Here is a 23,992-nt window from a genome sequence, read left to right on the forward strand (position 1 = left end):
CCGACAACAGCGGCCCGCCGACGCCACCGGGCACCGGAACACAGGGCCCCGGGAACGCAAAGGGCCCCCCACGCACCCGCCAGAGCCCACTTACCCTTGCTGCCTTCCGGCCCTGGGGGAGTTGGGTGAGATAGCGCCACGTGAGGGGCTGAGCCCCACCCTAGCGGATCCGCGCCCCCGGAATCGACCCCGCCCCGTCCCCGACCCCGGGTCGGGGCCCGGCGGACGATCACGTTCGCGAGCACCCCTCCACGTCTTGTATTGTTTGCGGCGGAGGATTCGCCTAGAGGCCTAGGGCGCACGCTTGGAAAGCGTGTTGGGGGCAACCCCTCACGAGTTCGAATCTCGTATCCTCCGCCAGTGCCTCACCGGGCACGTTGTCGAAGGGCCCCGCTGCTTGCAGCGGGGCCCTTCGACTTTCCCGTGTCCCCCCGCTGACGGGCGCCGAGCCCCGGCTAGCCGACGTAGGCGTCGAGGGCCGGGAAGCAGACCGCGTTGTCCGCGCTGCAGATGTAGTGGTCACCGGGCGTGCCGGCGCCGGTGGGGCGTTCGTACGTCAGGAGGCTCAGCGTCCGGCCCGGGGCGAAGGCGGCCGTCGCGTCGTGGACGGGGCCCATGCCGGGGCCCGGGGCCGTGGCCCCCTGGTAGCCGTACGGGCCGTGGCCGCCGTCCACGACGGCGAAGAAGACCGTACGGGCGCCGGTCGTACCGCCCTTGGTCACCAGCCGGATCCCGATCCGCGCCCAGGACGTCGGCAGGGGCTTGCAGCCCGTCTCCGCCCGGGCCTCGCGGATCACGGCCAGGCAGTAGTTGCGGTCGTCCGGCATCCAGGCGAGCTCGCCCGCGCCCTCCGGGCCGCGGTTGATCACGATGACGGCGTCGTCGTCCGGCACGGGTGCGGCGGACGCGCGCCGCACCGCCGTCAGCAGCGGCAGGTCGGCGGCCGTGACCTTGCCGTCCCCGACCGGCTCGGCGGGCCCGGACCGCGTCGGCGGCTCGGACGCGGGCGCAGGCGTCGGGGAGAGCGAGGGCGACGCCGGAGCGGAGACGGAGGGAGAAGGCGGCTTCGGCGCATGCGACGCCGAATGCGAAGGCGAGTGCGAAGGCGCGGACGCGGCCGCGGGCTGCGCCCCCGGTGACATCGGGGGCGCGGGGGGCATCGCGCACGAGGCCGTCGCCACCATCACCAGCCCGCATCCCGCAGCCGCCACCGCAGTACGTCCCATCGGATCCGCCCCCACCCGCTCGAACTCACGTATCAGGGGCGAAGTCTGCCGGGCCGCTACGCGTCACGGCCCGGCGGGTCCCGCGGCCCGGGTCAGCCGAAGGTCGGCATCTCACCGACCGTCGTCGACATGTCGATCACCGCGAAGGCGGCGCCCTGCGGGTCCGTGACCGCCGCGAACCGGCCGAACGGGCTGTCCATCGGGCCGAAGTGCAGCTTCCCGCCGTGCTTCTGCGTCTTCGACACCGCCTCGTCGCAGTCGGGGACCCCGAAGTAGACCTGGATGTAGGGCGGCAGCTCGGGCGGGAAGTCGTCGTCCATCTTCATCCGGCCCAGCACCGGGCGCCCCGGGGCGCCGACGCTGAAGACCTTGAAGTCCATGTCGGCCATCTCCGGGTCGTCGCCCGGGTCCATCTGCTCGGCGGCGTACGGGAAGACCTTCGTCAGGAAGGCGTCCGGCTTGGCCGGCTCGCGGGTGAAGACCTCCGCCCATGCGTAGGAACCCGCCTCGCCCATCTTCTCGAAGCCCTTGTGCTCGCCCGGCTGCCAGACGCCGAAGACGGCGCCGCTCGGCTCCTTCGCGATCAGCATCGTGCCGAAGGCGCCGACCTGCATCGGGCCCATGAGGACCTCGCCGCCGTTGGCCGTCACCTTCCCGGCGGTGGCCGCCGCGTCGGGCGAGGCGAAGTACAGACACCACTGCGAGGGGGCGTCGACCCCGGGCATCGGCGGCACGACGGCCGCGACGGCCTGGCCGTCGGAGTAGGCCTGCGTGTAATTGCCGTACTCGCTGCTGGACTCGCCGAAGGTCCAGCCCAGCACGTCGCCGTAGAAGGTCTTGGCGCCCTCCACGTCGCTGAACATCGCGTCCACCCAGCACGGCGCGCCCTCGGGGAACTCATGCATGATCGATCGACTCCTCGGCTCGTTCATGGCTGTCGTCGTGACTCACGCTAGGCGCGCGGTGTGCCGCCCGCGCGGGGAGTGCGCCCGCGCGGGACGCTGGTGCCATGGACAAGGACATCACCATCCGGCTGGCGCAGCAGCCCGAGGCCGACGCGCTGCTCGGCCGGAGCCCGCTCGCCGCGCTCGTCGGAATGCTGCTGGACCAGCAGGTGCCGATGGAGTGGGCGTTCTCCGGGCCCTGGACGATCGCCCAGCGGCTGGGCTCCGACGACCTGGACGCGCACGCCATCGCCGCGCACGACCCGGAGGCCTTCGCCGCCCTGCTCTCCGAGAAGCCCGCCGTGCACCGGTACCCGGGCTCGATGGCGACGCGGATCCAGCAGCTGTGCGCGTACCTGGTGGAGCGCTACGACGGTAGCGCCGAAGCCGTGTGGGCCGACGCCCCGACGGGGCAGGAGCTGCTCAAGCGGCTCAAGGCGCTGCCGGGCTTCGGGGAGCAGAAGGCCCAGATCTTCCTCGCACTGCTGGGCAAGCGGTTCGGGGTGCGGCCGACGGGCTGGCGGGAGGCCGCGGGCGGCTACGGCCAGGCGAACGTCTACCGTTCGGCGGCCGACATCACCGGGCCCGAGTCCCTGGCCAAGGTGCGGGCGCACAAACAGGAGATGAAGGCCGCCGCCAAGGCCGCGAAGGCCGCCGGCGGCGCCTGAGCCGGTTCCCCAGGCGGTTCCCTCCCGGGCCGCTCCCGACCTGAATTGACCGGCCGCACGTGGTCCTGATTGACCCCTGATTCCGGTCGATCAGGACCCTAGATTGGGGACATGACAGAGATCGCGACCCGCGCCGCCACCGCCGAAGCCGTCCAGGACGCCCCCGGCAGCCTCATCACCCTGCTGACCGACACCGCCGAACTGACCTGCAACACCGCCACCTTCGAGGAGGGCGCGGCGGGCGCCCCGGTGCACTTCCACACCAGGGCGACCGAGTTCTTCCACGTCACCGCCGGGCGCCTCGACGTCCTGGTCGGCGACGAGATCCAGACCCTGGACGCCGGCGACTTCATCGCGATCCCGCCGGGCGTCAAGCACGCCTTCGCCCCCGCCGCCGGCCACACGGCGAGCGTCTTCGTCGGCTTCACCCCCGGCATGGGCCGCTTCGACTACTACCGCCTCCTCGGCCGGGTCAACGCGGGCGAGGCCACCGTGCAGGACATCAAGGACAGCTCGGCGACCTACGACAACCACTACGCCGAGAGCCCCGCCTGGAGCGGCCGCCGCCGCAGCGCGGAGCCGTAGACCACGTCCGCGTCGAGGCGGCGCAGTTCCTCCGCGATCAGTTCGGCGCCGCTGCGGACCTTCAGGGCCACCCTGCGGTCGGGGCTCCCCGGCAGGATCAGGGTGGCCAGCGCGCCCGCGGGCCGGTCCACCCGGATCTCCCCGCCCGTGGTGCGCAGCACCACCCCGGTGACGACCGGGCCGTCGGTGGCGACCCGGTCCACCGGCACCCCGAGCCGGTCCTCCAGCCAGCGCGCCAGCAGCTCGGCGCTCGCGTTGTCCGGCTCGCTCTCCACCGCGGCACCGGTCACCGGCAGCGGCTTCTGGTCCAGGGCGGCGGCCAGCAGGGCCCGCCACGGCGTCAGCCGGGTCCACGCCAGGTCGGTGTCGCCGGGCTGGTAGCCGCCGGCCCGCTCGTCGAGCACGCCCACCGGGTCGAAGGCGGCGGCCGCGTCCGTGATCCGGCGCTGCGCGAGCGCGCCCAGCGGGTCCCGCGCCAGGTCGGCGGGGGCGTCGCCCGGCCACCACGCCACCACCGGCGCGTCCGGCACCAGCAGCGGCAGCACGACGGACCCGGCCTGCTCGGTCAGCGCGCCGTGCAGTCGCAGCAGTACGAGTTCGCCGGTCCCGGCGTCCGATCCGACCCGCAGCTCGGCGTCCACCCGGCTCGCGCGGAGCTTGTGCGGGCCGCGCGTGACCCGCTTGATGACCGCGATGATGCGGCACGGGTGCTCGCGCGAGGCCTCGGAGGCCGCGCGTACCGCGTCGTAGGCGTTCTCCTCGTCGGTGACGACGACGAGCGTCAGCACCAGCCCCATCGTGGGGCTGCCTATCGCCCGGCGTGCTGCGAGCAGGGCTCGGTTGATCTTGCTGGACGTGGTGTCGGTGAGTTCAGTCCGCATGCCCCGAGTCTGTCACCGCGTCACCTGCGCCTGCGCGCCGTCCCGAAGACGGAGCGCGAGATCTCCCGGCCCAGCTGCGTGCCGATCGAGCGGGCCAGCGAACGGAACAGCCCGCTGCCCACCACCTGCTCGGCCAGCGAGGGGTCCGCCTTCGGGGCGCCGCGTCCGGCCGCCCTCACGGCCGCCTTCTCCGCCGCCTCGGCCTGCTTCTCGGCCTCGGCCGCGGCCGCTGCGGCCTCCGCCCGCGCCTCCGCCGCGGCCTGCTCGGCGCTGATCTTCTCGTACGCCGACTCGCGGTCGACCGGTTCGGCGTAGCGCGACCAGAGCAGCGACGCCCGCACGGCCCGCTCCAGGTCGTCGGCCGCGATCGGCCCCATCAGCGACTGGGGGGCGCGCAGCCTGGTCGCGGCGACCGGGGTGGGGGCGCCGTTCTCGCTGAGCACGGTGACGACCGCCTCTCCGGTCCCCAGGCCGGTGAGCAGCTCCTCCAGGTCGTAGGGGGAGTGCGGGAAGGTCTTCACGGTCGCCTTCAGCGCCTTGGCGTCGTCGGGGGTGAAGGCGCGCAGGGCGTGCTGCACGCGGTTGCCGAGCTGGCCGAGCACGTCGGCCGGCACGTCCTTGGGGGTCTGGGTCACGAAGAAGACGCCGACGCCCTTGGAGCGGATCAGCCGGACGGTCTGGGTGACCGACTGCAGGAAGGCCTTCGAGGCCCCGCTGAAGAGCAGGTGGGCCTCGTCGAAGAAGAAGACGAGCTTGGGCCTGTCGAGGTCGCCGACCTCGGGCAGGTCGTTGTACAGGTCGGCCAGCAGCCACATCAGGAAGGTGGAGAAGAGCTGCGGCTTGTCCTGGACCGCCGGGAGTTCCAGTACGGAGACCACCCCGCGTCCGTCGGCGGCCGTACGCAGGAACTCGCTGGTGTCGAACTCGGGCTCGCCGAAGAACTCCGTGGCGCCCTGCGTCTCGAAGGCGGTCAGCGCGCGCAGGATCACCCCGGCGGTCACGGTGGACAGGCCGCCGATCCCCTTGAGTTCCGCCTTCCCCTCATCGGAGACGAGGAAGGCGACGACCGCGCGCAGGTCCTTGAGGTCGATCAGCTCCAGGCCCTTGGTGTCGGCGTAGTGGAAGATCAGGCCGAGGGACTGCTCCTGCGTCTGGTTGAGCTGGAGCACCTTCGACATCAGCACCGGGCCGAAGGCGGTGACGGTCGACCGGACCGGGATGCCGGGGCCGATCCCGCCCAGCGAGTAGAACTCGCCCGGGAATCCGGTGGGCTCCCAGGACTGGGCCACGTCCCGGGCCCGCTCGTCGATCCGTCCGCCGGGCGTGCCGGGGGCCGTGATGCCCGAGACGTCGCCCTTGATGTCGGCGAGGAAGACGGGGACGCCGTTCGCCGACAGCTGCTCGGCGATGAGCTGGAGCGTCTTGGTCTTGCCGGTGCCGGTGGCGCCCGCGACCAGCCCGTGCCGGTTGAGCATGGACAGGGGGATGCGGATCTGACGGTCGGGCAGGCACGCGCCGTCCCAGAGGAGGGCCCCCAGGTCGAGCGCGGGTCCGGTGAGGGCGTAGCCGGCGGCGATCCGCCCGGCCGGGTCCGTCGGGGCCGCCGCAGCGGCGGCGTCGGTGCTCTCGCTCATGGATCACTCCCCATATGGCAGGGTTCACCACTTTTGCACCACCCTTGCGAGGCTGCGCCCGCAGGCACGGGCCCGGTAGGCTTTCCGTGTGATCTTCAAGCGCATCGGAAGCGGGCGGCCGTACCCCGACCACGGCAGGGAAACCACCCGGCAGTGGGCGGACGTCGCGCCGCGCCCGGTCCGGCTCGACCAGCTCGTGACGACCAAGGGCCAGCTGGACCTCGAAACGCTGCTCGCCGAGGACTCCACGTTCTACGGCGACCTCTTCGCCCACGTCGTGAAGTGGCAGGGCGACCTCTACCTGGAGGACGGGCTGCACCGCGCCGTCCGCGCGGCCCTGCAGCAGCGTCAGGTGCTGCACGCCCGCGTCCTCGAGATGGACTGACGCTTCGCGTAGATTGCGCCTTTCGGGTCACCATTGACCTATCAGCAGATCATTTAGTAGGCATCGCCACCGGGTCGCATTACGCTGCGCCCATGAGCATGCTCACTCCCCCCGGCATGGGCGGAAAGTACCGCGTCACGGGGACCGCCTATCCCCGCATGAGCCGTAAGCGGAGTCGACGTCGGATCGTCCTCGCCGTGCTCGGTTCGGTCCTCGCGCTTGCCCTGGTCGGCTACGGGGCACTGCAGCTCATCGACGTGTTCCAGGGCGACAGCCCGAAGCGGAACACGGCTGCCGGTGCCAAGGACTGCCCGCCGAAATCACCCGAGGCCGCTGCCAAGGGCGGCGCCCCCGCGGCCGCCGCCGCGGCGTCCGCCCCCGCCAAACCGGCGGTCGTACTCCCCCCGCCCGGCGAGATCACGGTCAACGTCTACAACGCGACCCCGCGCGCGGGCCTGGCCAAGGCCGTCGGCGACGAACTCGCCAAACGCGGCTTCGTCATCGGCAGCGTCGGCAACGCCCCGGCCGACTTCGACAAGAAGGTCCCCGGTACCGGGATACTGCTGGGCTCCCCGACGACCGACAAGGCCGTCTTCGCCGTACTCGGCACCCAGCTCGCCGGCACCACCCAGCAGACCGATACCCGTGAGACCGCGGACGTCGACCTGATCCTGGGCGACGCCTTCAAGGAGCTCAGCACGAAGGAGGACGCGGACAAGGCGCTGGCCCTGCTGGCCAACCCCGTGCCCGCGCCCGCCAAGAACTGCTGAACCGCCCGCGAACGGCCCGGCGGAGGACACTCCGCCGAGCCGCGGGTCCGGCCGGCCGGGGACTACTCCGCCGAGCCGTACATCCGGTCGCCTGCGTCGCCGAGGCCCGGCACGATGTAGCCGTGCTCGTTGAGCCGCTCGTCCACCGCGGCCGTCACGACCGTCACCGGCGTGCCCGCCAGGTCGCGCTCCATGACCTCGACGCCCTCCGGCGCGGCCAGCAGCACCACGGCCGTGACGTCGTCGGCGCCGCGCTTGATCAGCTCCTGGATCGCCGCGACGAGCGTGCCGCCGGTGGCGAGCATCGGGTCCACGACGTAGACCTGCCGCCCGGAGAGGTCCTCCGGCATGCGGGTCGCGTACGTGGAGGCCTCCAGGGTCTCCTCGTTGCGGACCATGCCCATGAAGCCCACCTCGGCGGTCGGCAGCAGCCGCACCATGCCGTCCAGCATGCCCAGGCCCGCCCGCAGGATCGGGACGATCAGCGGCCGCGGGGCCGAGAGCTTCACGCCCGTGGTCGCGGCGACGGGGGTCTCGATGTCGGCCTGCTCGGTGCGCACGTCCCGGGTGGCCTCGTACGCGAGCAGGGTCACCAGCTCGTCCGCGAGCCGCCGGAACGTGGCGGAGTCGGTGCGCTTGTCGCGCAGGGTGGTGAGTTTGTGCGCCACCAAGGGGTGATCGACGACCTGCAAACGCACAACATCCTCCAAAACTCAGCCTGCGACCTGCAAAAACGGTCGCCCGACGCGACCTGCACCCAAAAGGCTACGCGCTGACGCGGCCCCTTCGCGTCCGAAGCGGCCGTCCTCGCCCACGGCGGCCTGCGGATGCGACGCGCGCGCCGGCCCAGCACGCTGGACTGATGAGCCACGCACCGGTGATCGCAGCCGTCGACGGGTCGGAGCACAGCCTCAAGGCCCTCCAGTGGGCGCGGGGCGCCGCCCTGCGGCACGGTACCGGGCTGCTCATCGCCCATGTACTGCCCGATCACGCCCAGTTGTACGCGGGCCGCCGGGCGGCCCTGCACGACGCCTCCGAGCCGGCGGAGTACCCCGACCCCGTGCACGACTGGGTCCGCAGCATGCTGGGCGGGGGCGCCGCGCTGCCCGACGGGGTCCGCTACGAGTCGCTGGAGGGCTCCGTCCCCGAGGCGCTGCGGGTGATCGGCGCGGGGGCGCTGATGCTCGTGATGGGTTCGCGGGGCCGCGGCGGCTTCGCCAGCCTGCTGCTCGGGTCGAGCAGCAGGGCGGTGGCCTCGACCGCCCCGTGCCCCGTGGTGGTGGTCCCGCACGCCGACCGCGACGCCGGGGCGGCCGGCTCCGAGGACTCCGCGGGACGCGTGGTGCTCGGCCTGCACGCCGCCGAGACCCCCGACGACGTGCTCTCCTTCGCCTTCGCGGAGGCGGCCGTGCGGGGGACCACCGTCCAGGTGGTCTCCGCGTACGCCGTCCCGCCCGCGCCGGCCCTCGTGATCGACAGGCCCTTCGAGGTGATCCCGCCGGAGGGCCTCGCCGACGAGGGGGACGGCGTACCGGCCGAACGGGAGATGCTCCGCTCCCAGACCCAGCGCCTGGCACCGCTGCGCACGCGCTATCCGGACGTCCCCGTGGAGCAGGCCGCGGTCCCCGGCGACCCCGCCGGCCGGCTGGTCGACGCCTCCCGCTCGGCGGCCCTGGTGGTGGTCGGCCGCCACCACCCGCGGCGCACCGCCATGTCGCTGCAGATCGGCTCCGTGGCGCATGCCGTACTGCACCACGCGCACGGCCCGGTCGCGATCGTCCCGACCCTCAAGGACGACGTCTGACCTGCACGGGGGTGGCATCAAACGCTCCGTCCGGGGCAAGGTGGGTGCAGGGGGAAACGACCGACCAGCCCAGGGTGGTGGCCGATGCCCGACACGCAGCCGAGCGACGACGCTCCGGAGACGGCGGCGCAGCGCCGAGCACGCCGCGCGCAGTTCCTGCGTGACCTGATGGAGGCCCGCGCCCTGCGCGATCGCGTACAGCCCCGCCGCGCCCGTGCGGCCCGTATGCGCCAGCAGATGCGCATGCGCACGTTCCGCTGGTGAACCGGGCGCGCTCCGGCGCGACACGAGCGGCCCGCCGGGCAACCGGCCGGGCCCCCGCCGACCCCGGAACGCCCCTGCGCCACAACCCCGCACCGGCCCCGGCGGGGCACGGCGCGGCACGACGCAAGCGCGGAAGACCTCTCGCAAAGCCGCTGTTTCTGCCACGATGCCGATTGGGCGGGGCAGGCGGCGAGCAGCACGGCCGCTTTGTCCCAACCTCCGGCCGGGGGGACCTCCAACCGGCACGCCTAAGACCAGTGGGAGAGTCACGGTGTATTTCGCCGCACTGCTCGCGCGCACCGAAGACGGGTGGGAAGCGAGCGACATGGAACTCGACGACGTCGAGTCCCTCAGTGATCTGATCGATCTCGCCCGGTCCGCCGCTGTCGACGACGACACGGTGGTCGCCCTCATCGAGCAGGAGGACGCCTGGTTCGGCGTCGTCCGCGTGGACGGCGAGGAGGACCCGCGGTATTTCGTGTCGAACGCCGCCGCGGCCGCCCGCAGCTCCTACGGCTCGATGCTGACCAAAGAGCTGCTGGGCAGCGACGAGGAGGACGACGAACTCGACGAGCTGGACCTGGACGGCACCGAGGACGGCGAGGAGGATGCCATCGCCGCGTTCACGGACGAGGACTCCGACGAGGACGGGGAGCGCGGGGCCGGCTCCGAGCCGGTACCGGCCGGTCCGCTCGGCGATCCCCGGCTGCTGGACGACCTCGGGGTGACCAACAAGCAACTGATGACCCTCGACGGGGACGCCCTCTCGGAGATCGCCGAGTCCCTCGGCGCCACCGAGGTCCTGGAGGCCGTCCGCTAGTGCTCACCGCGAACACCACCGATCCCGTCGACCCCGTGCGGGACCCGTGGCGGGACTCCATGCGCCTGGCGCTCCAGGAGGCCGCCCGGGCGGTGCCGGCCGGCGACGTGCCGGTCGGCGCCGTCGTGCTGGGCCCGGCCGGGGAACTCCTCGCCACCGGGTACAACGAGCGGGAGGCGAGCGGCGACCCCACGGCGCACGCCGAGGTCCTGGCGCTGCGCAGGGCTGCCGCCGCACGCGGGGAATGGCGGCTTCCGGGGTGCACCCTCGTGGTCACCCTGGAGCCGTGCGTGATGTGCGCCGGCGCGCTCGTGCAGTCGCGCGTCGCCCGTGTCGTCTACGGCGCGGACGACGACAAGGCGGGCGCGGCCGGCTCGCTGTGGGACCTCGTACGGGACCGCAGGCTCAACCACCGGCCGGAAGTGGTGCGCGGGGTGCTCGGCGACGAGTGCGCACGGCAGCTGACGGACTTCTTCCGCGACCTGTGAACGGGCTCGTGGGGGAGCCCGTGACGGGCTCGTGACGGGCTCGCGGTGGGGCTCGCGCACACCGATTTCAGCGGATGGGGTTCCTTAGGCTAGGATCCATCTCGGTAGTGTGTCCGAGTGGCCGAAGGAGCTCGCCTCGAAAGCGAGTATGGGGCAACCCATCGGGGGTTCAAATCCCTCCACTACCGCTCCGTTCGAGAGCCCCGCCCCGCAAGGGACGGGGCTCTCGTCGTGTTCGGGGCTGTTCCGGAGGCCGTTGCGGGCTTCCGGCGTTCAGCGCGACGGCCCGCCCGGTGCCCCGTACGGCGGTCCGTCCGATCGGCTCTCCGGAGGACAGCGGCGTGACCGCCCGCCCCGTCGGCCGTTGTCACGGCATGACCAAGACCCAGCGCATCCTCGCCGCCTTCGCCCTCGCGGGGGCCGCCGCGGGCCTCGCCGCACCCGCCGCCTCCGCGGACACGGCTCCGATCTCCCCGCTCACCCTCCCGGACGTGCCGATCCCCGCACCCGGGATGCCCGCGGGGACCCAGCCCGCCTCCGTCCAGGAGGTCGTCGGGAAGGTCGGCGACGGCGCGAACGGGCTCAACGCGCTGATGGACCTGCCCAACCAGCTGGCGCCCGTGATCGCCCCCGTACAGCCCCTCACCGACCTGGCCGGCGCCATCCAGTGACCGCGGCTCCGCAGCGGCACGCGAAGAAGGCCCCGACCGGGGCCGGGACCTTCGACGCGTAGGACGGGGGAAGTGGCATCGGGGGGACAAGCCACTTCCCCCGACGAGGACGGGCCTGCCGGTCCGGGCCGCAGTCAGGGGGAAGCTCGCGGCCCGGACCCCGCAGTGAGGCCCTGTCCCTCACCCACCGGTTTCCTGCCAGAACCGGTGGGCTCACATCAATCCTGTGCCCGCCGCAACCGCCGGCCGCCCGGCAAAGGGCCCGGACCACCGGGTCATTGGTCCCTAAAGGACAGGTGAGTGCCCAAACCTGACCGGTTAGACTCACCCGACTTGCAAGGACCGGTTGGGGAGGCCGCCCGCACGTGGACACCAAGAAGCTCATCACGGGTGCCCTCACCGTATTCGCCCTCTTCGTGATCATCACCCAGCCGAAGCGAGCCGCCGAGATCGTGGAAATAGGGTTCCAGGGGATATCGGATGCCGCCTCCGGCATCGGCGAGTTCATAACCGAACTGGTGCGCTGACCCGTACGCCGAAGCGGTTCCCGGACTTCCGGCCCCCCACTCGACGGGTGGGGGGCTTTTGCGTACCCACCGCCGGGCATAATGCCCCGATATGCCCAACTTGCCCTCAACACGGAGATATACGGTGCTTGCACACAGTGCACATCTCTTGTGATGCTATGACCGCTTTTGACGGATGAGTTGACTGAAGGGGTGGCGTGACCGTGCCGGCCAGTACTGCGCCTCAAGTGCCACCCCGACAGGACCCTCAGGTACCGCCCCAGCAGGAACCCCGTACGGGAACCCTCCAGCCGCAGCCGCCCGAGGAGCCTCCGGCAGCCGTCCCGCCAGTCCTCCCGGCAGCCCCGGCGGCCCCGAGACCGGCGAGCCGGGGTGCGGACACCCGGGCCCTCACCCAGGTCCTGTTCGGCCAGCTGAAGGGCCTCCAGCCGGGCACCAGCGAGCACGCGCGGGTCCGCGGGGCCCTGATCGAGGCGAACCTCCCGCTGGTCCGGTACGCGGCCGCCCGCTTCCGCAGCCGCAACGAGCCGATGGAGGACGTGGTCCAGGTCGGCACCATCGGCCTGATCAACGCCATCGACCGGTTCGACCCGGACCGCGGCGTGCAGTTCCCGACCTTCGCCATGCCGACGGTCGTGGGCGAGATCAAGCGGTACTTCCGCGACAACGTCCGCACCGTCCACGTCCCGCGCCGCCTCCACGAGCTGTGGGTGCAGGTCAACGCCGCCACCGAGGACCTCACCACCCTCCACGGCCGCACCCCGACCACCGCCGAGATCGCCGAGCGGCTGCGCATCACCGAGGACGAGGTGCTGTCCTGCATCGAGGCCGGGCGCAGCTACCACGCGACCTCGCTGGAGGCCGCCCAGGAGGGCGACGGCATGCCCGGACTGCTGGACCGCCTCGGCTACGAGGACCCGGAGCTGGCCGGGGTCGAGCACCGTGACCTCGTCCGCCACCTCCTCGTACAACTGCCCGAACGCGAGCAACGGATCCTGCTCCTGCGGTACTACAACAATCTGACGCAGTCACAGATCAGTGCCGAGCTGGGGGTGTCGCAGATGCACGTCTCGCGACTCCTCGCCCGGAGCTTCGCCCGTCTGAGATCCGCAAACAGGATCGAGGCGTAACCGGAACGGGTGTAGATCAATCACGTGTTTCCCGACAGAACGGGCTGATCACGTTCTGCCCCCTTCTGTCGTCGGAGCTATATGTCGACATGGCGCTACAGCGTGTTGCCGACATGTGACATTCTGCGTGAACCGCGTTTGCCGCGGCTCCGCCTCCGGTATTCAGGTGGAAGCTGCGTTCCTCTGACGGGCGCGCCGTACGCGACCGTCCGCGACCTCAAGGGGGTGGCATGTCCGTAGACCAGGGCAGCTCCAAGGTGCTCACGCTCGTAAAGCCCGTGACGCCGCCGGCAGTGTCCGAACGCTCGGAAGCCATCGACACCCGCACCCTCTCCCGCTCGCTCTTCCAGCGACTCGCCACCCTGGACGCGGACAGCCCGGAACGGGCGTACGTACGCGACACCCTGATCGAGCTGAACCTGCCCCTCGTGCGGTACGCCGCCGCCCGCTTCCGCAGCCGCAACGAGCCGATGGAGGACATCGTCCAGGTCGGCACCATCGGCCTGATCAAGGCGATCGACCGGTTCGACTGCGAACGCGGCGTGGAGTTCCCGACGTTCGCCATGCCGACCGTCGTGGGCGAGATCAAACGATTCTTTAGGGACACCTCCTGGTCCGTGCGCGTACCGCGCCGGCTCCAGGAGCTGCGCCTGGCGCTGACCAAGGCCAGCGACGAGCTCGCCCAGAAGCTGGACCGCTCGCCGACCGTCCCGGAACTCGCCGCCGTGCTCGGGGTCTCGGAGGAGGACGTCGTCGACGGCCTCGCCGTCGGCAACGCCTACACGGCCTCCTCGCTCGACTCGCCCTCCCCGGAGGACGAGGGCGGCGAGGGCTCGCTCGCGGACCGGCTCGGCTACGAGGACACCGCGCTCGAAGGCGTCGAGTACCGCGAGTCGCTCAAGCCGCTGCTGGCCAAACTCCCGCCCCGGGAACGGCAGATCATCATGCTGCGCTTCTTCGCGAACATGACGCAGTCGCAGATCGGCGAGGAGGTCGGCATCTCCCAGATGCACGTCTCCCGGCTGCTGACGCGCACGCTCGCGCAGCTGCGCGTGGGCCTGATCGGGGACTGACGCGGGGGCCGGATCGCCCGGTGGGGCGATCCGGTGCCGGACTAGTGCCGGCCGGACTAGTGCCGGCCGGACGCGTGTCGACCGATCGCGTACCGGCCGATCGCTTCCCAATTGACGGAGCGTCAGGAACACTGGCGCGATGCGAAAGGGATCGCGAGCGGCCACCGCCCTGCTCGCCCTGTGCTGCACGGCGGCCGCCGGCCTCACCGGCTGCGGCGGCCCGGCGCGCGAGGGCTTCTCCGCCGTGGGCGCCGCCGCCCCGGGCCCCGAGCGGGGCGCGGGGGAGAACGTCGCACCGCAGGGCGGGGTGGAGTTCCAGCAGCTCGGCGGCCCGTCCGCGGCGGGCGGATCCACCGAGTCGTCCGCTACGTCGGCCGCTCCCCCGGGATCGGGGACCGCGGGCGGTTCAACCCCGGGCGGAGCCACGACCACCCCTACCGGCGGCTCCGGAAGCACCTCCGGCACCTCGGGCGGCCCGGGCCGCACCACCCCATCACCCGGCGCCCCCGGCACGCCGACGAATCCCACCGGCCCCACGAGCCCCACGGGCCCGGCGAGCCCCACCGGCCCTCCCGGCAGGCCGGGCACGACGCCCCCGGCGCCGCCCCCGGCCACCCCGGCGCGCCTGACGCTGTCCGCTCCGGCCCGGTCGGCCGCTGCCGACCGCTGGTGCGAGCGGGTCACCGTGACCTTCACCAACACCGGGAGCACCGCGGCCCGCTCGGGCACGGTCAGCTTCGCGACGCACGTCATCGGCGCCCTCGGCATCGACTGGGCCACGATCACCACGACCCAGCCGCTGCCCGCACCCATCGCGGGCGGAGCCTCGAAGACGCAGACCTACACGGTGTGCCTGGAGGCCTGGCGGGTACCGCTGGGCATGCACGTGGACACCCGGGAGGTCACCGCGACCTGGAACTGATCGCGGCGACCCCTCGTCGGCCCGCGGCCGGCCACCGCCGGCCGCCGGCCCTCCGCATCCGCCGGGGCCCTCGGCCTCAGTGCAGGACCACCCAGGCGGCCGCGCCGATCACCAGCACGAGCGCGAGGACGAGCCCCACCTTCACGGCCGGACCGGAGGACTTGGACGCCTCCTGCTCGGCACGGCGCTGCTGGCGTGACCCCGGGCCCGCCTGCCGGGCCGGTGCGGCCTCCTCGACGAAGGCCCGGAACATCTGGGTGCTGCCCGCCGGGTCGTAGTTGCCCTCGGGGACCTGTGAGTTGTGGTTCTCAGCCATGGAGCAGGACCCTAGCCGGTTTTCCGATTCTTTTACCGCCCCACCCCCCGGATTAATTTGCCTGTAGCAACCACCCGCTTCTATGGTTGCCTCAAGCAACAAGATGGGGGTCGCCCGGTGCCTACACAGACAACGCGGACCACTCCGCACGAGGAGCTGGCCGGCCGGCTGACCGGGATCGGCGCGGTCAAGCGCGAGCTCGCCCGCAACCTGCCCGCCGACTGCCCGCCCGGTGCCGCCGCCGTACTCACCGTGCTCGACCGGCACGGGGAGATGCGGCTGAGCCGCCTGGCCGACCTCATGGCCGTCGACATCTCGGTCACCAGCCGGCACGTCACCCACATCGCCGACCGCGGCTGGATCGAGCGCGAGCCGGACCCGGGCGACGGGCGCTGCCGCATCCTGCGGCTCACCCCGGCCGGACGGGCGCTGCTCGCCGAGATCGGCGCCCGGTACACGGCCGCCCTGGAGAGAGCCCTCCACGACTGGTCCGCCCAGGACATCGACGTACTCAACACCCTGCTGGCCCGACTCCGATCGAGCTTCTAGCGGAAGGAAAGACATGGCCCAGTCGGAGACGACGACCGCCCCCGTGTCCACATCCGTGGACATGACCCATCCCCAGATCATGAAGGCGCTGTCCGGGCTCATGCTCGGCATGTTCGTGGCGATCCTGTCCTCCACGATCGTTTCCAACGCCCTGCCCCAGATCATCAGCGACCTCGGCGGCTCCCAGTCCTCGTACACCTGGGTGGTCACCGCCGCCCTGCTGTCCATGACGGCGGCCACCCCGCTGTGGGGCAAGCTGTCCGACCTCTTCAGCAAGAAGCTGCTGGTCCAGATATCCCTGGTGATCTACGTCCTCGGCTCCGTGGTCGCGGGCATGTCCCAGAACACCGGCACCCTCATCGCCTGCCGCGTGGTCCAGGGCATCGGCGTGGGCGGCCTCTCGGCCCTCGCCCAGATCGTCATGGCCGCGATGATCTCGCCCCGCGAGCGCGGCCGGTACAGCGGCTACCTCGGCGCGGTCTTCGCCGTCGCCACCGTCGGCGGCCCGCTGCTGGGCGGCGTCATCACCGACACCGAGTGGCTGGGCTGGCGCTGGTGCTTCTACGTCGGCGTGCCCTTCGCGATCATCGCGCTGATCGTCCTGCAGAAGACGCTGCGGCTGCCGGTGGTCCGGCGCGACGTGAAGGTCGACTGGCTGGGCGCGTTCCTGATCAGCGCCGCCGTCTCACTGCTGCTGATCTGGGTCACCCAGGCCGGCGACTCCTACGAGTGGATCTCCTGGCAGACCTGGGCGATGACGGGCGGCTCGGTGGTCCTCGGACTGCTCTTCGTCCTCGTCGAGTCCCGTGCGAGCGACCCGATCATCCCGCTGCGGCTCTTCCGCAACAAGACCATCACCCTCGCCTCGGCCGCCTCGCTCTTCGTGGGCATCGCGATGTTCTCGGGGACCGTGTTTTTCAGCCAGTTCTTCCAGTTGGCCCGTGGCGAGTCCCCCACGATGTCCGGAATCCTCACGATTCCGATGATCGGCGGCCTCTTCGTCTCCTCCACCGTTTCCGGTCAGGTGATCACCAAGACCGGTAAGTGGAAGGCGTGGCTCGTCTCCGGCGGTGTGCTGCTGACGGCCGGACTGGGCCTGCTCGGCACCCTGCGCCACGACACCCCGTACTGGCACATCGCGGTCTACATGGCGGTGACCGGCCTCGGTCTCGGCATGATGATGCAGAACCTGGTCCTCGCCACCCAGAACCAGGTGGCCCCCGAGGACCTGGGCGCGGCCAGCTCGGTCGTCACCTTCTTCCGCTCCCTCGGCGGCGCCATGGGCGTCTCGGCGCTGGGCGCGGTCATGGCCCACCGGGTCACGCACTACGTCCAGGACGGGTTCACCGCCCTCGGCCCGAAGGCCGCGGCCATGGGCCAGGGCGGCGCCGCCGGTGGCGGGATTCCCGACCTCGACAAGCTGCCCGCGCCCATCCGCGAGGTCATCGAGTCCGCGTACGGGCACGGCGTCGGCGACGTCTTCCTCTACGCCGCCCCCTTCGCGCTCCTCGGACTGATGCTGGTGGTCTTCATCAAGGAGGTCGCCCTGAAGTCGAAGCCCGCGGTGCACAGCCCGGCGGCGGCTTCGCAGGAGGCCGCGGCGGCCGAGGTCACGGACGCCGCCGTCAAGGCCTGATCCCCCAGCTGATCCCCGCAGCTGATTGCCGCAGCTGATTGCCGCGGCTGATCCCTGCGGATGATCCCTGCAGCTGTTGTCGACTGAGCGCCGCCGGACGGCTCCGGCGGCGCTCTGCTGCGCTCAGGCGGTGGCCTTGGCCTCGATGCCCGCGATCAGGACGTCGAGCGCCAGGCAGAAGTCGCCCTCGGGCGTCCGCCGCGCCGCGCCCCCGCAGCCGTGCAGGAACTGCCGGACGGCCAGGTGGGCGCCGGTCCGGGTGGCGCCCACCAGACCGGTGGCGTCCATCAGCCGCTGGAGGGCGGCGTCGAAGGCCCGCGCGTGCGGGCCGATGTTCGGGTAGGCGGCGCTCAGCGGAGCAACCCAGGGATGGTCCGCCAGCACCCTCCGGTATGCCCGGGCGAGGTCCTTCAGCCCGCCCGTCCAGCCGGTTTCCGCCGGCCCGCCGGACCCGGCCGGCAGGGCCAGCTCGCCCAGGGCCCGGTCCAGGGCCAGTTCGAGCAGATCGTGCTTGGTGTCCACGTACCAGTACAGGGACATCGCGGTGACCCCGAGCCCGGCGGCCAGCCGCCGCATCGAGAAGCGGGCGAGCCCCGCGGCGTCGAGCAGCCGCACGGTGGCTGCGGTGATCCGCTCCCGGTCGAGCCCTGAGGGTGCCTCGGTACGACGTCTGCCGGGTGTGGTGGGCCTGGCCACCAGCCACACGCTGGTCCGTGTCTCGCCTGGATCGGCCGCGGTCACCATGCGGGCACCCTCCTCGCGACAGATGGACCAGCCCGAAATGCCCGGTCCGCCCTCGTGATGCTAGCGGGACACCCCCTCGGGGGTGTCCCGCCGACCGGGCCGGATGACGGGGAATCAGGACGTCGGGGGATCAGGGCGTCGGGGCCGTCAGGTCGTAGAAGGTGGCTCCGCCGACCGTGGACTCCTTGTACGTGGCCTTGACCCAGTTCTCGATCTCCGAGCTGGTGCCGCCGCCCGGGCCTCCGGGGCCGCCGCCGCCACGGCGGCCGCCGTCCTCGCCGGCGCCCGCGGCGGTACCGCTGCCGCCCTGGCCGATGAACCAGTGGATCTTCCCGTCCCGGACGTACTGCTTGAACTGCTCCAGGGTCGGCGAGGGGTCGCTGCCGTTGAAGCCGCCGACGGGCATGACGGGGACGCCGGTGGCGAGCTGGTAACTGGCCGCGTTCTGCGAGCCGATGGCCGCCGCCGCCCAGGTGTAGGTGTCGGCGTCGGCGGTGAGGGCCGCCTTCGCCTCGGCACTGACCCGGGCGCCGTTGAGCAGACCGCCGGCGCCGCCGCCGGGGCCGCCGCCCGTCATGCCGCCGGGGAAGCCGCCCGCGCGCTCGGCTCCGCGGCCGTCCGCGCCCGGCGTGCCGCCCGGGCCCTGGCCCGGGGGTACGGCGCCCTGCGGCAGCGCGCCGCCCGGCTGCGGCCCGCCGCCCGGAACGCCCTGGCCGCCCTGGCCGCCCTGGCCGCCCTGGCGCAGTTCACCGAAGCCGCCCGGGCCACCCGGGCCGCCCATCATCCCGCCGGGTCCGCCCCGGCCTCCCGCCACCGCCGGTCCGGCGGTCACGATGGACCCGGTGTGCCCGGTGCTCACGGTGGTCAGGCAGTACGCGAACGGCCCCGCGAGGGCCGCCGCCACCCCGAGCCCCGCCGTGGCCCGCAGCACCTGCCGCCCGGCCCGCCCCGCGAACGGCAGAGCGACCGCGGCGAGCAGCCCGCCCACCAGCACCGCCCAGCGCAGCCACGGCAGGTAGCCGGTGGCGCGGCCGAGCAGGACGTACGACCAGACCGCCGTCAGCGCGAGCGTGCCGGAGAGGGTGACGGCGGCCGCCGCGCTGCCCCGCTCCTCCCACAGCACGGCGACGCCCATGCCGATCAGCGCGGCCACGAAGGGTGCCAGTGCCACGGTGTAGTACTCGTGGAAGATGCCCTGCATGTAGCTGAAGACCACCGCGGTGATCAGCAGCGAGCCGCCCCAGGCCAGGAAGGCCGCGCGCGCCATGCCGTCCACCGAGTCGGTGGCCCGGCGGGCCCGCCAGGTGATCACCAGCCCGGCCACGAGCAGGACCAGGGCCGCAGGCAGCAGCCAGGAGATCTGTCCGCCGATGTTGCCGGAGAACAGCCGGTCGATGCCGCTCTCGCCCCAGCGTCCGCCGCCGCCACCACCGGGGCCGCCCGCACCGCCCCCGACGCTGCCGGTCTCGTTGCCGTTGATCCGGCCGAGGCCGTTGTAGCCGAGGGTCAGCTCCAGGAAGGAGTTGTTCTGCGAGCCGCCGATGTACGGGCGGGAGGAGGCGGGCCACAGCTCGACGACGGCGACCCACCAGCCGCCTGCCACCGCCATCGCGCCCCCCGCGAGCAGCAGCTGCCCCAGCCGGCGGCGCAGCCCGGTGGGCGCGCAGACGGCGTACAGCACGGCGAGCGGCGGCAGGATGACGAAGGCCTGCAGCGTCTTGGTCAGGAAGGCGAAGCCGACTGCGGCCCCGGCCCAGAGCAGCCAGCGGGTCTGCGCCCCTTCGAGGGCCCGCAGCAGGCAGTACACGGTGACGGTCAGCAGCAGGGTCAGCAGCGCGTCGGGGTTGTTGAAGCGGAACATCAGGGCGGCGACGGGGGTCAGTGCGAAGGCGGCGCCGCTCAGCAGCGCGGCTCCCGGACCGAACTGGCGGCGCACGGAGGCGTACAGCACACCGGTGGTCGCCACCCCCATCAGTGCCTGCGGGACGAGGATCTGCCAGCTGCCCAGCCCGAAGAGCCGGACCGAGAGCATCATCGGCCACAGCGCGGCCGGGGGCTTGTCGACGGTGATGGAGTTGCCCGCGTCGGAGGAGCCGAAGAAGAAGGCCTTCCAGCTCTCGCTGCCGGCCTGAACGGCGGCCGAGTAGAAGGAGTTGGCGTAGCCGGAGGCGCCCAGGTCCCACAGGAGCAGGGCCGCGGTGGCGATCAGCAGCCCGGCGAGGGCGGGCCGTTCCCAGCGGGGCCGGGCGGTATGGGCTCCGGCCACGGCGGCCGGGAAGATCGGGAGTGCTGCCGTGGTCATCGGCCCTCCTTGGAAGTGGATGTGCGGGGATCGGTGCCGCGCCGCTCGGGGAAGACCCAGGCGCGCAGGAGCAGGAAGCGCAGCACGGTGGCTGCGAGGTTCGCGGTGATCAGGACGGCCAGCTCGGTGCCGTGCGCGGGATCGGGCGTGGCCGCTGTGAGGGCGGCGAGGGAGCCGCTGGTGAGGGCCAGGCCGATGGCGAAGACCACCAGTCCTTGGGCCTGGTGGCGTACGGCCCGTTCCCTGCCGCGGACGCCGAAGGTGAGCCGTCGGTTGGCCGCCGTGTTGGCCACGGCGGAGAGCAGCAGGGCGACGCCGTTGGCGAGCTGCGGGCCGACGCCGCCCCGGAAGGCGGAGTACAGCACCAGGTAGAGCAGCGTGGAGAGGACTCCGACGGTGCAGAAGCCGATGAGCTGGCGGGCGAGTCCGCCGTCCACGCCGGGCACTGCGGTGCGGTCGCGCGGGTCGTCGCCGAAGGGGCGGGCGAGCCGGTCGAGCGGGAGTGCTCCGACGGCCAGTGCCCGGCCCACGCGCCAGACGCCCTTGAGGTCCTCGGTGGCGGTCTTGAGGATGTGCACGGTGGAGTCGGGGTCGTCGACCCAGTCCACGGGCACTTCGTGGATCCGCAGCCCGGCCCGCTCGGCGAGCACGAGCAGCTCGGTGTCGAAGAACCAGCCCGTGTCCTCCACCAGCGGCAGCAGCCGCTCGGCGACCTCACGCCGGATGGCCTTGAAGCCGCACTGGGCATCGCTGAACCGGGCGGCGAGGGAGGACCGCAGCAGGAGGTTGTAGGCGCGGGAGACGAACTCCCGCTTGGCCCCCCGCACGACCCGCGAGGAGCGGGCCAGGCGGGTGCCGATGGCGAGGTCGGAGTGACCGGAGATCAGGGGGGCGACCAGCGGCAGCAGCGCGTTCAGGTCGGTGGAGAGGTCCACGTCCATGTAGGCGAGGACGGGCGCGTCGGAACCGGACCAGACCGTGCGCAGGGCCCTGCCCCGGCCCTTCTCCTCCAGACGGGTGCTGCGGACGCAGTCCAGTGCCGCGGCGAGCCCGGCCGCGACCTCGGGGGTGCGGTCGGTGCTCGCGTTGTCGGCGACCGTGATCCGGAAGGGGTAGGGGAAGGTCCGTGTCAGGTGCTCGTGCAGCCGGCGCACGCACGGCCCGAGGTCCTTCTCCTCGTTGAAGACCGGGATCACCACGTCGAGGACGGGCTCGCCGGGTACGGGCGCGAGGGGCGCCCGTACCGGAAGGGCCCCGGGAGAGGTGTCGGTTGGCATGCTCCGACCCTCGTGGAGCCGCCTGTCACCCCAGTGTGCTGAGCCTGTGGCCCGTCTGTGAGTCCGGATCCGCCGCTGCGGTGGCCCCGGCGAGCGGCAGAACGACCTCGAAGCGAGTCCGCCCCGGCTCGCTCTGTACGTTGACGCTCCCGCCATGGGCCGTGACCACTGCCTGGACGATGGCCAGCCCCAGGCCGGTGGAACCGGCGGCACGGGAACGGGAGGCGTCACCGCGGGCGAAGCGCTCGAAGACACGGGGGAGCAGCTCGGGCGCGATGCCGGGGCCGTCGTCCTCGATGCGCAGCCGGACGGCGGATGTTTCACGTGAAACATGGGCGGTGACGGTCGTGCCGGGCGGCGTGTGCGTACGGGCGTTGGCGAGCAGGTTGACCAGCACCTGCTGGATGCGGGCCGCGTCGGCGCGTACGGGCGCGGGCTCCTCGGGCAGGTTCAGGCGCCAGTGGTGCTCGGGCCCGGCGGCGCGGGCGTCGCTGACGGCGTCGACCACGAGCGGGGCGAGGTCTGTGTCGGTGTCGCCGGTGGACGGCGGGCGGCCGGCGTCGAGCCTGGCCAGCAGGAGCAGGTCCTCGACCAGGCCGGTCATCCGGGTGGCCTCCGATTCGATCCGGCCCAGGGCGTGCCGGGTGTCGGGGCCCGGCTCCTCACGGCCCCGGCGGGTGAGTTCGGCGTAGCCGCGGATGGAGGCGAGCGGCGTACGCAGCTCGTGACTGGCGTCGGCGACGAACTGCCGTACCCGCATCTCGCTCTGCTGGCGCGCGGTGAGGGCGGAGGAGACGTGGCCGAGCATCCGGTTGATGGCGGCGCCGACCTGGCCCACCTCGGTGCGGGGGTCGGCCTCGGCGTCCGGGACCCGTTCGTGGAGGGCGGGCTCGCCCTTGTGCAGGGGGAGTTCGGAGACCCGCGTGGCGGTGGCGGCGACCCGGCGCAGCGGGCGCAGGGCGACGCCGACCAGGGCCTGCCCGGCGAGCGAGGCGGCGATCAGCCCGGCGAGGGTCACGCAGACCTCGACCCCGACCAGGGCGCGCACCGTGGAGTCGACCTCGCTGAGCGGGAAGGCGAGGACGACGGTCCGGTCCGGTGAGGTGAGCACCCGGTAGGTGCCGAGGCCCGGCAGCTCCGCGCCCACCGCCCGCCCGGACGAGCCCTGCACGGCCTCCTGGGCGGCCTCCTGGGCGGCCTCGGCGAGGGTCGTGGTCTGGGCTTCGGTGAGGGCCGGCGGCACCTGGTCGGGAGACCATCCCTCGCGGCGGGTGTTGCGGGCGCTCCCTACGACCGTGCCGTCGTGGTCCAGGCGGATCCCCACGGCGTCCAGCGGGCTGCCGGGGGGCATGGCGAAGCCCGTACCGCTCTCCCGGGCCGCCTTCCCGCCGGGTACCCGGGCGGCCATCCTCAGGGACGTGTCCAGCCGCTCGTCGAGCTGAGTGACCAGGTACGAGCGCAGCGCGAGGGTGGTGACGGTTCCGATGGCCGCACCCACCACGGCGATCAGCGCCACCGCCGAGACGACGAGCCGGGTCCGCAGCGACCAGGGCCGGCGCCCGCCCGGTCGCCGGCTCCCGCGCGGTGCCACTACTCGGCCGGCTTGATCAGGTAGCCGGCGCCGCGCCGGGTGTGGATCATCGACGGCAGGCCGAGGCCGCTCTCCAGCTTGCGGCGCAGGTAGGAGATGTAGAGCTCGACCACGTTGGCCTGGCCGCCGAAGTCGTAGGACCAGACCCGGTCCAGGATCTGCGCCTTGCTCAGCACGCGCCGCGGGTTGCGCATCAGGTAGCGCAGCAGCTCGAACTCGGTGGCGGTGAGGTGGACCTCCCGGCCGTCCCGCACCACCTCGTGGCTGTCCTCGTCGAGGCGCAGGTCCCCGACGGTCAGGACCGAGCCGCCGCGCGCCGCCTGTGCCGCGCCCGAACGCCGCACCAGGCCGCGCAGCCGGGCCACGACCTCCTCCAGGCTGAAGGGCTTGGTGACGTAGTCGTCGCCGCCGGCGGTGAGACCGGCGATCCGGTCCTCCAGGGAGTCCTTGGCGGTCAGGAACAGGACGGGGACCTGGGGGATCTCCCGGCGCAGTCGGCCGAGGACGGCGAGGCCGTCCATGTCGGGGAGCATGACGTCGAGGACGACCACGTCCGGGCGGAAGCCGCGCGCGGCTCGCAGCGCCCCGGCCCCGTCGCCGGCGCTGCGGACCTCGCAGCCTTCGTAGCGCAGGGCCATCGAGAGCAGCTCGGAGAGCGAGGCCTCGTCGTCGACGACGAGCACCCGGCAGGGCCCGCCGTCGGGCCGCACCAGGGCCGTGTGGTTGCTGGTGGACGTGGACGCATGGGAGGTGGTCGTCGCAGTCATGTGCATACGCTCCCCGGT

Annotated in this window: 25 protein-coding genes, 2 tRNA genes, 1 other RNA gene and 1 pseudogene; 17 read left to right on the forward strand and 12 right to left on the reverse strand. The window is 72.6% G+C overall.

Annotation, left to right across the window (positions count from 1 at the left end; all coding sequences use genetic code 11):
* Positions 1–57 precede the first annotated feature (57 nt).
* An RNA gene (gene ffs, locus IG86_RS40490) (signal recognition particle sRNA small type) lies at positions 58–152 on the reverse strand.
* A 120-nt stretch (positions 153–272) separates the two neighbouring features.
* Between ffs and IG86_RS0100245 the strand changes: the two genes are divergently transcribed.
* Positions 273–360, forward strand: a tRNA-Ser gene (locus tag IG86_RS0100245).
* 95 nt (positions 361–455) lie between these two features.
* On the opposite strand, the gene IG86_RS42805 is transcribed toward IG86_RS0100245, so the two are convergent.
* Positions 456–1,226 carry a hypothetical protein gene (locus IG86_RS42805; protein ID WP_157854742.1) on the reverse strand — a complete coding sequence of 257 codons (771 nt, stop codon included), beginning with the start codon at positions 1,224–1,226 and terminating at the stop codon, positions 456–458.
* A gap of 92 nt (positions 1,227–1,318) precedes the next feature.
* Entirely contained in the window at positions 1,319–2,131 is an 813-nt protein-coding gene (locus tag IG86_RS0100255) for a VOC family protein (RefSeq protein WP_030893830.1), read from the reverse strand.
* A gap of 104 nt (positions 2,132–2,235) precedes the next feature.
* On the opposite strand from IG86_RS0100255, the gene IG86_RS0100260 reads away from it, so the two are divergent.
* Together IG86_RS0100260 and IG86_RS0100265 are read left to right on the forward strand one after the other, a co-directional pair.
* Positions 2,236–2,838: an HhH-GPD-type base excision DNA repair protein gene (locus IG86_RS0100260; protein ID WP_030893832.1), complete on the forward strand. Its 603-nt coding sequence runs from the start codon at positions 2,236–2,238 to the stop codon at positions 2,836–2,838.
* Between the two features lie 111 nt (positions 2,839–2,949).
* Positions 2,950–3,423, forward strand: coding sequence for a cupin domain-containing protein (locus tag IG86_RS0100265; RefSeq protein ID WP_030816854.1), 474 nt, complete (start codon positions 2,950–2,952; stop codon positions 3,421–3,423).
* Here IG86_RS0100265 and opcA read toward each other — a convergent pair.
* Positions 3,372–4,304: a glucose-6-phosphate dehydrogenase assembly protein OpcA gene (gene opcA, locus IG86_RS0100270; RefSeq protein WP_030816856.1), complete on the reverse strand. Its 933-nt coding sequence runs from the start codon at positions 4,302–4,304 to the stop codon at positions 3,372–3,374. The genes IG86_RS0100265 and opcA overlap by 52 nt on opposite strands.
* Positions 4,305–4,324: 20 nt before the next feature.
* Positions 4,325–5,938 carry a helicase HerA-like domain-containing protein gene (locus IG86_RS0100275; protein ID WP_030893836.1) on the reverse strand — a complete coding sequence of 538 codons (1,614 nt, stop codon included), beginning with the start codon at positions 5,936–5,938 and terminating at the stop codon, positions 4,325–4,327.
* An 88-nt stretch (positions 5,939–6,026) separates the two neighbouring features.
* On the opposite strand from IG86_RS0100275, the gene IG86_RS0100280 reads away from it, so the two are divergent.
* Positions 6,027–6,323, forward strand: coding sequence for a type II toxin-antitoxin system VapB family antitoxin (locus IG86_RS0100280; protein WP_008740979.1), 297 nt, complete (start codon positions 6,027–6,029; stop codon positions 6,321–6,323).
* Positions 6,324–6,415: 92 nt separating this feature from the next.
* Positions 6,416–7,093, forward strand: a complete 678-nt coding sequence (locus IG86_RS0100285; RefSeq protein ID WP_037941779.1) for a LytR C-terminal domain-containing protein — start codon at positions 6,416–6,418, stop codon at positions 7,091–7,093.
* A 62-nt stretch (positions 7,094–7,155) separates the two neighbouring features.
* On the opposite strand, the gene upp is transcribed toward IG86_RS0100285, so the two are convergent.
* A complete protein-coding gene (gene upp, locus IG86_RS0100290; RefSeq protein ID WP_030816862.1) occupies positions 7,156–7,791 on the reverse strand; it encodes a uracil phosphoribosyltransferase in 636 nt (211 codons plus the stop codon).
* 164 nt (positions 7,792–7,955) lie between these two features.
* On the opposite strand from upp, the gene IG86_RS0100295 reads away from it, so the two are divergent.
* The 10 genes from IG86_RS0100295 to IG86_RS0100340 all read left to right on the forward strand — a co-directional run bounded on the left by IG86_RS0100295 (position 7,956) and on the right by IG86_RS0100340 (position 14,792).
* A complete protein-coding gene (locus IG86_RS0100295; protein ID WP_030816865.1) occupies positions 7,956–8,897 on the forward strand; it encodes a universal stress protein in 942 nt (313 codons plus the stop codon).
* An 84-nt stretch (positions 8,898–8,981) separates the two neighbouring features.
* Positions 8,982–9,161, forward strand: coding sequence for a hypothetical protein (locus IG86_RS0100300; RefSeq protein ID WP_030027564.1), 180 nt, complete (start codon positions 8,982–8,984; stop codon positions 9,159–9,161).
* Positions 9,162–9,432: 271 nt separating this feature from the next.
* The gene (locus IG86_RS0100305) at positions 9,433–9,981 is read left to right on the forward strand and encodes a tRNA adenosine deaminase-associated protein (RefSeq protein ID WP_030816866.1); all 549 of its coding nucleotides are present in this window, start codon (positions 9,433–9,435) and stop codon (positions 9,979–9,981) included.
* A 59-nt stretch (positions 9,982–10,040) separates the two neighbouring features.
* Complete coding sequence (gene tadA / locus IG86_RS0100310) at positions 10,041–10,469, forward strand: tRNA adenosine(34) deaminase TadA (protein ID WP_045936263.1); 429 nt, start codon at positions 10,041–10,043, stop codon at positions 10,467–10,469.
* 103 nt (positions 10,470–10,572) lie between these two features.
* Positions 10,573–10,657: transfer RNA gene (locus IG86_RS0100315), tRNA-Ser, on the forward strand.
* A gap of 153 nt (positions 10,658–10,810) precedes the next feature.
* The gene (locus IG86_RS0100320) at positions 10,811–11,140 is read left to right on the forward strand and encodes a hypothetical protein (protein WP_030647093.1); all 330 of its coding nucleotides are present in this window, start codon (positions 10,811–10,813) and stop codon (positions 11,138–11,140) included.
* A gap of 365 nt (positions 11,141–11,505) precedes the next feature.
* Positions 11,506–11,667, forward strand: a complete 162-nt coding sequence (locus IG86_RS43430) for a hypothetical protein (protein WP_167344740.1) — start codon at positions 11,506–11,508, stop codon at positions 11,665–11,667.
* 227 nt (positions 11,668–11,894) lie between these two features.
* Complete coding sequence (locus tag IG86_RS0100330; RefSeq protein ID WP_234348758.1) at positions 11,895–12,797, forward strand: RNA polymerase sigma factor SigF; 903 nt, start codon at positions 11,895–11,897, stop codon at positions 12,795–12,797.
* Between the two features lie 230 nt (positions 12,798–13,027).
* The gene (locus IG86_RS0100335) at positions 13,028–13,870 is read left to right on the forward strand and encodes an RNA polymerase sigma factor SigF (RefSeq protein ID WP_030027569.1); all 843 of its coding nucleotides are present in this window, start codon (positions 13,028–13,030) and stop codon (positions 13,868–13,870) included.
* A gap of 139 nt (positions 13,871–14,009) precedes the next feature.
* Positions 14,010–14,792 (forward strand): hypothetical protein, encoded by a 783-nt coding sequence (locus tag IG86_RS0100340; protein ID WP_030893848.1) that lies wholly within the window; start codon positions 14,010–14,012, stop codon positions 14,790–14,792.
* A 76-nt stretch (positions 14,793–14,868) separates the two neighbouring features.
* On the opposite strand, the gene IG86_RS0100345 is transcribed toward IG86_RS0100340, so the two are convergent.
* Complete coding sequence (locus IG86_RS0100345) at positions 14,869–15,108, reverse strand: hypothetical protein (protein WP_030816873.1); 240 nt, start codon at positions 15,106–15,108, stop codon at positions 14,869–14,871.
* A gap of 117 nt (positions 15,109–15,225) precedes the next feature.
* On the opposite strand from IG86_RS0100345, the gene IG86_RS0100350 reads away from it, so the two are divergent.
* Positions 15,226–15,657, forward strand: coding sequence for a MarR family winged helix-turn-helix transcriptional regulator (locus IG86_RS0100350; RefSeq protein ID WP_030816875.1), 432 nt, complete (start codon positions 15,226–15,228; stop codon positions 15,655–15,657).
* 61 nt (positions 15,658–15,718) lie between these two features.
* Positions 15,719–17,275 (forward strand): annotated as a pseudogene (locus tag IG86_RS0100355) (MDR family MFS transporter); the annotation flags it as partial.
* Between the two features lie 141 nt (positions 17,276–17,416).
* Here the strand turns inward: IG86_RS0100355 and IG86_RS0100360 are convergent.
* The 5 genes from IG86_RS0100360 to IG86_RS0100380 all read right to left on the reverse strand — a co-directional run bounded on the left by IG86_RS0100360 (position 17,417) and on the right by IG86_RS0100380 (position 23,974).
* Positions 17,417–18,037, reverse strand: a complete 621-nt coding sequence (locus tag IG86_RS0100360) for a TetR/AcrR family transcriptional regulator (protein ID WP_030816879.1) — start codon at positions 18,035–18,037, stop codon at positions 17,417–17,419.
* A 130-nt stretch (positions 18,038–18,167) separates the two neighbouring features.
* Positions 18,168–20,339, reverse strand: a complete 2,172-nt coding sequence (locus IG86_RS0100365; protein WP_037941780.1) for a glycosyltransferase family 39 protein — start codon at positions 20,337–20,339, stop codon at positions 18,168–18,170.
* Positions 20,336–21,616, reverse strand: coding sequence for a bifunctional glycosyltransferase family 2/GtrA family protein (locus IG86_RS0100370; RefSeq protein WP_051784897.1), 1,281 nt, complete (start codon positions 21,614–21,616; stop codon positions 20,336–20,338). The genes IG86_RS0100365 and IG86_RS0100370 overlap by 4 nt, the downstream gene beginning before the upstream one ends.
* 25 nt (positions 21,617–21,641) lie before the next feature.
* A complete protein-coding gene (locus IG86_RS0100375) occupies positions 21,642–23,207 on the reverse strand; it encodes a sensor histidine kinase (protein WP_037941781.1) in 1,566 nt (521 codons plus the stop codon).
* Positions 23,207–23,974, reverse strand: a complete 768-nt coding sequence (locus IG86_RS0100380) for a response regulator transcription factor (protein ID WP_030893860.1) — start codon at positions 23,972–23,974, stop codon at positions 23,207–23,209. Before IG86_RS0100380 ends, IG86_RS0100375 begins: the two co-directional genes overlap by 1 nt.
* Positions 23,975–23,992: the final 18 nt, after the last annotated feature.

Source organism: Streptomyces virginiae, from assembly GCF_000720455.1.
Taxonomy (GTDB): domain Bacteria; phylum Actinomycetota; class Actinomycetes; order Streptomycetales; family Streptomycetaceae; genus Streptomyces; species Streptomyces virginiae.

What these genes read in the sequence shown, in the direction of transcription:
- IG86_RS42805 (WP_157854742.1), bottom strand. Translation starts at nt 1,226, where the DNA reads ATGGGACGTACTGCGGTGGCGGCTGCGGGATGCGGGCTGGTGATGGTG.
- IG86_RS0100255 (WP_030893830.1), bottom strand. Translation starts at nt 2,131, where the DNA reads ATGCATGAGTTCCCCGAGGGCGCGCCGTGCTGGGTGGACGCGATGTTC.
- IG86_RS0100260 (WP_030893832.1), top strand. Translation starts at nt 2,236, where the DNA reads ATGGACAAGGACATCACCATCCGGCTGGCGCAGCAGCCCGAGGCCGAC.
- IG86_RS0100265 (WP_030816854.1), top strand. Translation starts at nt 2,950, where the DNA reads ATGACAGAGATCGCGACCCGCGCCGCCACCGCCGAAGCCGTCCAGGAC.
- opcA (WP_030816856.1), bottom strand. Translation starts at nt 4,304, where the DNA reads ATGCGGACTGAACTCACCGACACCACGTCCAGCAAGATCAACCGAGCC.
- IG86_RS0100275 (WP_030893836.1), bottom strand. Translation starts at nt 5,938, where the DNA reads ATGAGCGAGAGCACCGACGCCGCCGCTGCGGCGGCCCCGACGGACCCG.
- IG86_RS0100285 (WP_037941779.1), top strand. Translation starts at nt 6,416, where the DNA reads ATGAGCATGCTCACTCCCCCCGGCATGGGCGGAAAGTACCGCGTCACG.
- IG86_RS0100295 (WP_030816865.1), top strand. Translation starts at nt 7,956, where the DNA reads ATGAGCCACGCACCGGTGATCGCAGCCGTCGACGGGTCGGAGCACAGC.
- IG86_RS0100300 (WP_030027564.1), top strand. Translation starts at nt 8,982, where the DNA reads ATGCCCGACACGCAGCCGAGCGACGACGCTCCGGAGACGGCGGCGCAG.
- tadA (WP_045936263.1), top strand. Translation starts at nt 10,041, where the DNA reads ATGCGCCTGGCGCTCCAGGAGGCCGCCCGGGCGGTGCCGGCCGGCGAC.
- IG86_RS0100335 (WP_030027569.1), top strand. Translation starts at nt 13,028, where the DNA reads ATGTCCGTAGACCAGGGCAGCTCCAAGGTGCTCACGCTCGTAAAGCCC.
- IG86_RS0100340 (WP_030893848.1), top strand. Translation starts at nt 14,010, where the DNA reads ATGCGAAAGGGATCGCGAGCGGCCACCGCCCTGCTCGCCCTGTGCTGC.
- IG86_RS0100345 (WP_030816873.1), bottom strand. Translation starts at nt 15,108, where the DNA reads ATGGCTGAGAACCACAACTCACAGGTCCCCGAGGGCAACTACGACCCG.
- IG86_RS0100360 (WP_030816879.1), bottom strand. Translation starts at nt 18,037, where the DNA reads ATGGTGACCGCGGCCGATCCAGGCGAGACACGGACCAGCGTGTGGCTG.
- IG86_RS0100365 (WP_037941780.1), bottom strand. Translation starts at nt 20,339, where the DNA reads ATGACCACGGCAGCACTCCCGATCTTCCCGGCCGCCGTGGCCGGAGCC.
- IG86_RS0100370 (WP_051784897.1), bottom strand. Translation starts at nt 21,616, where the DNA reads ATGCCAACCGACACCTCTCCCGGGGCCCTTCCGGTACGGGCGCCCCTC.
- IG86_RS0100380 (WP_030893860.1), bottom strand. Translation starts at nt 23,974, where the DNA reads ATGACTGCGACGACCACCTCCCATGCGTCCACGTCCACCAGCAACCAC.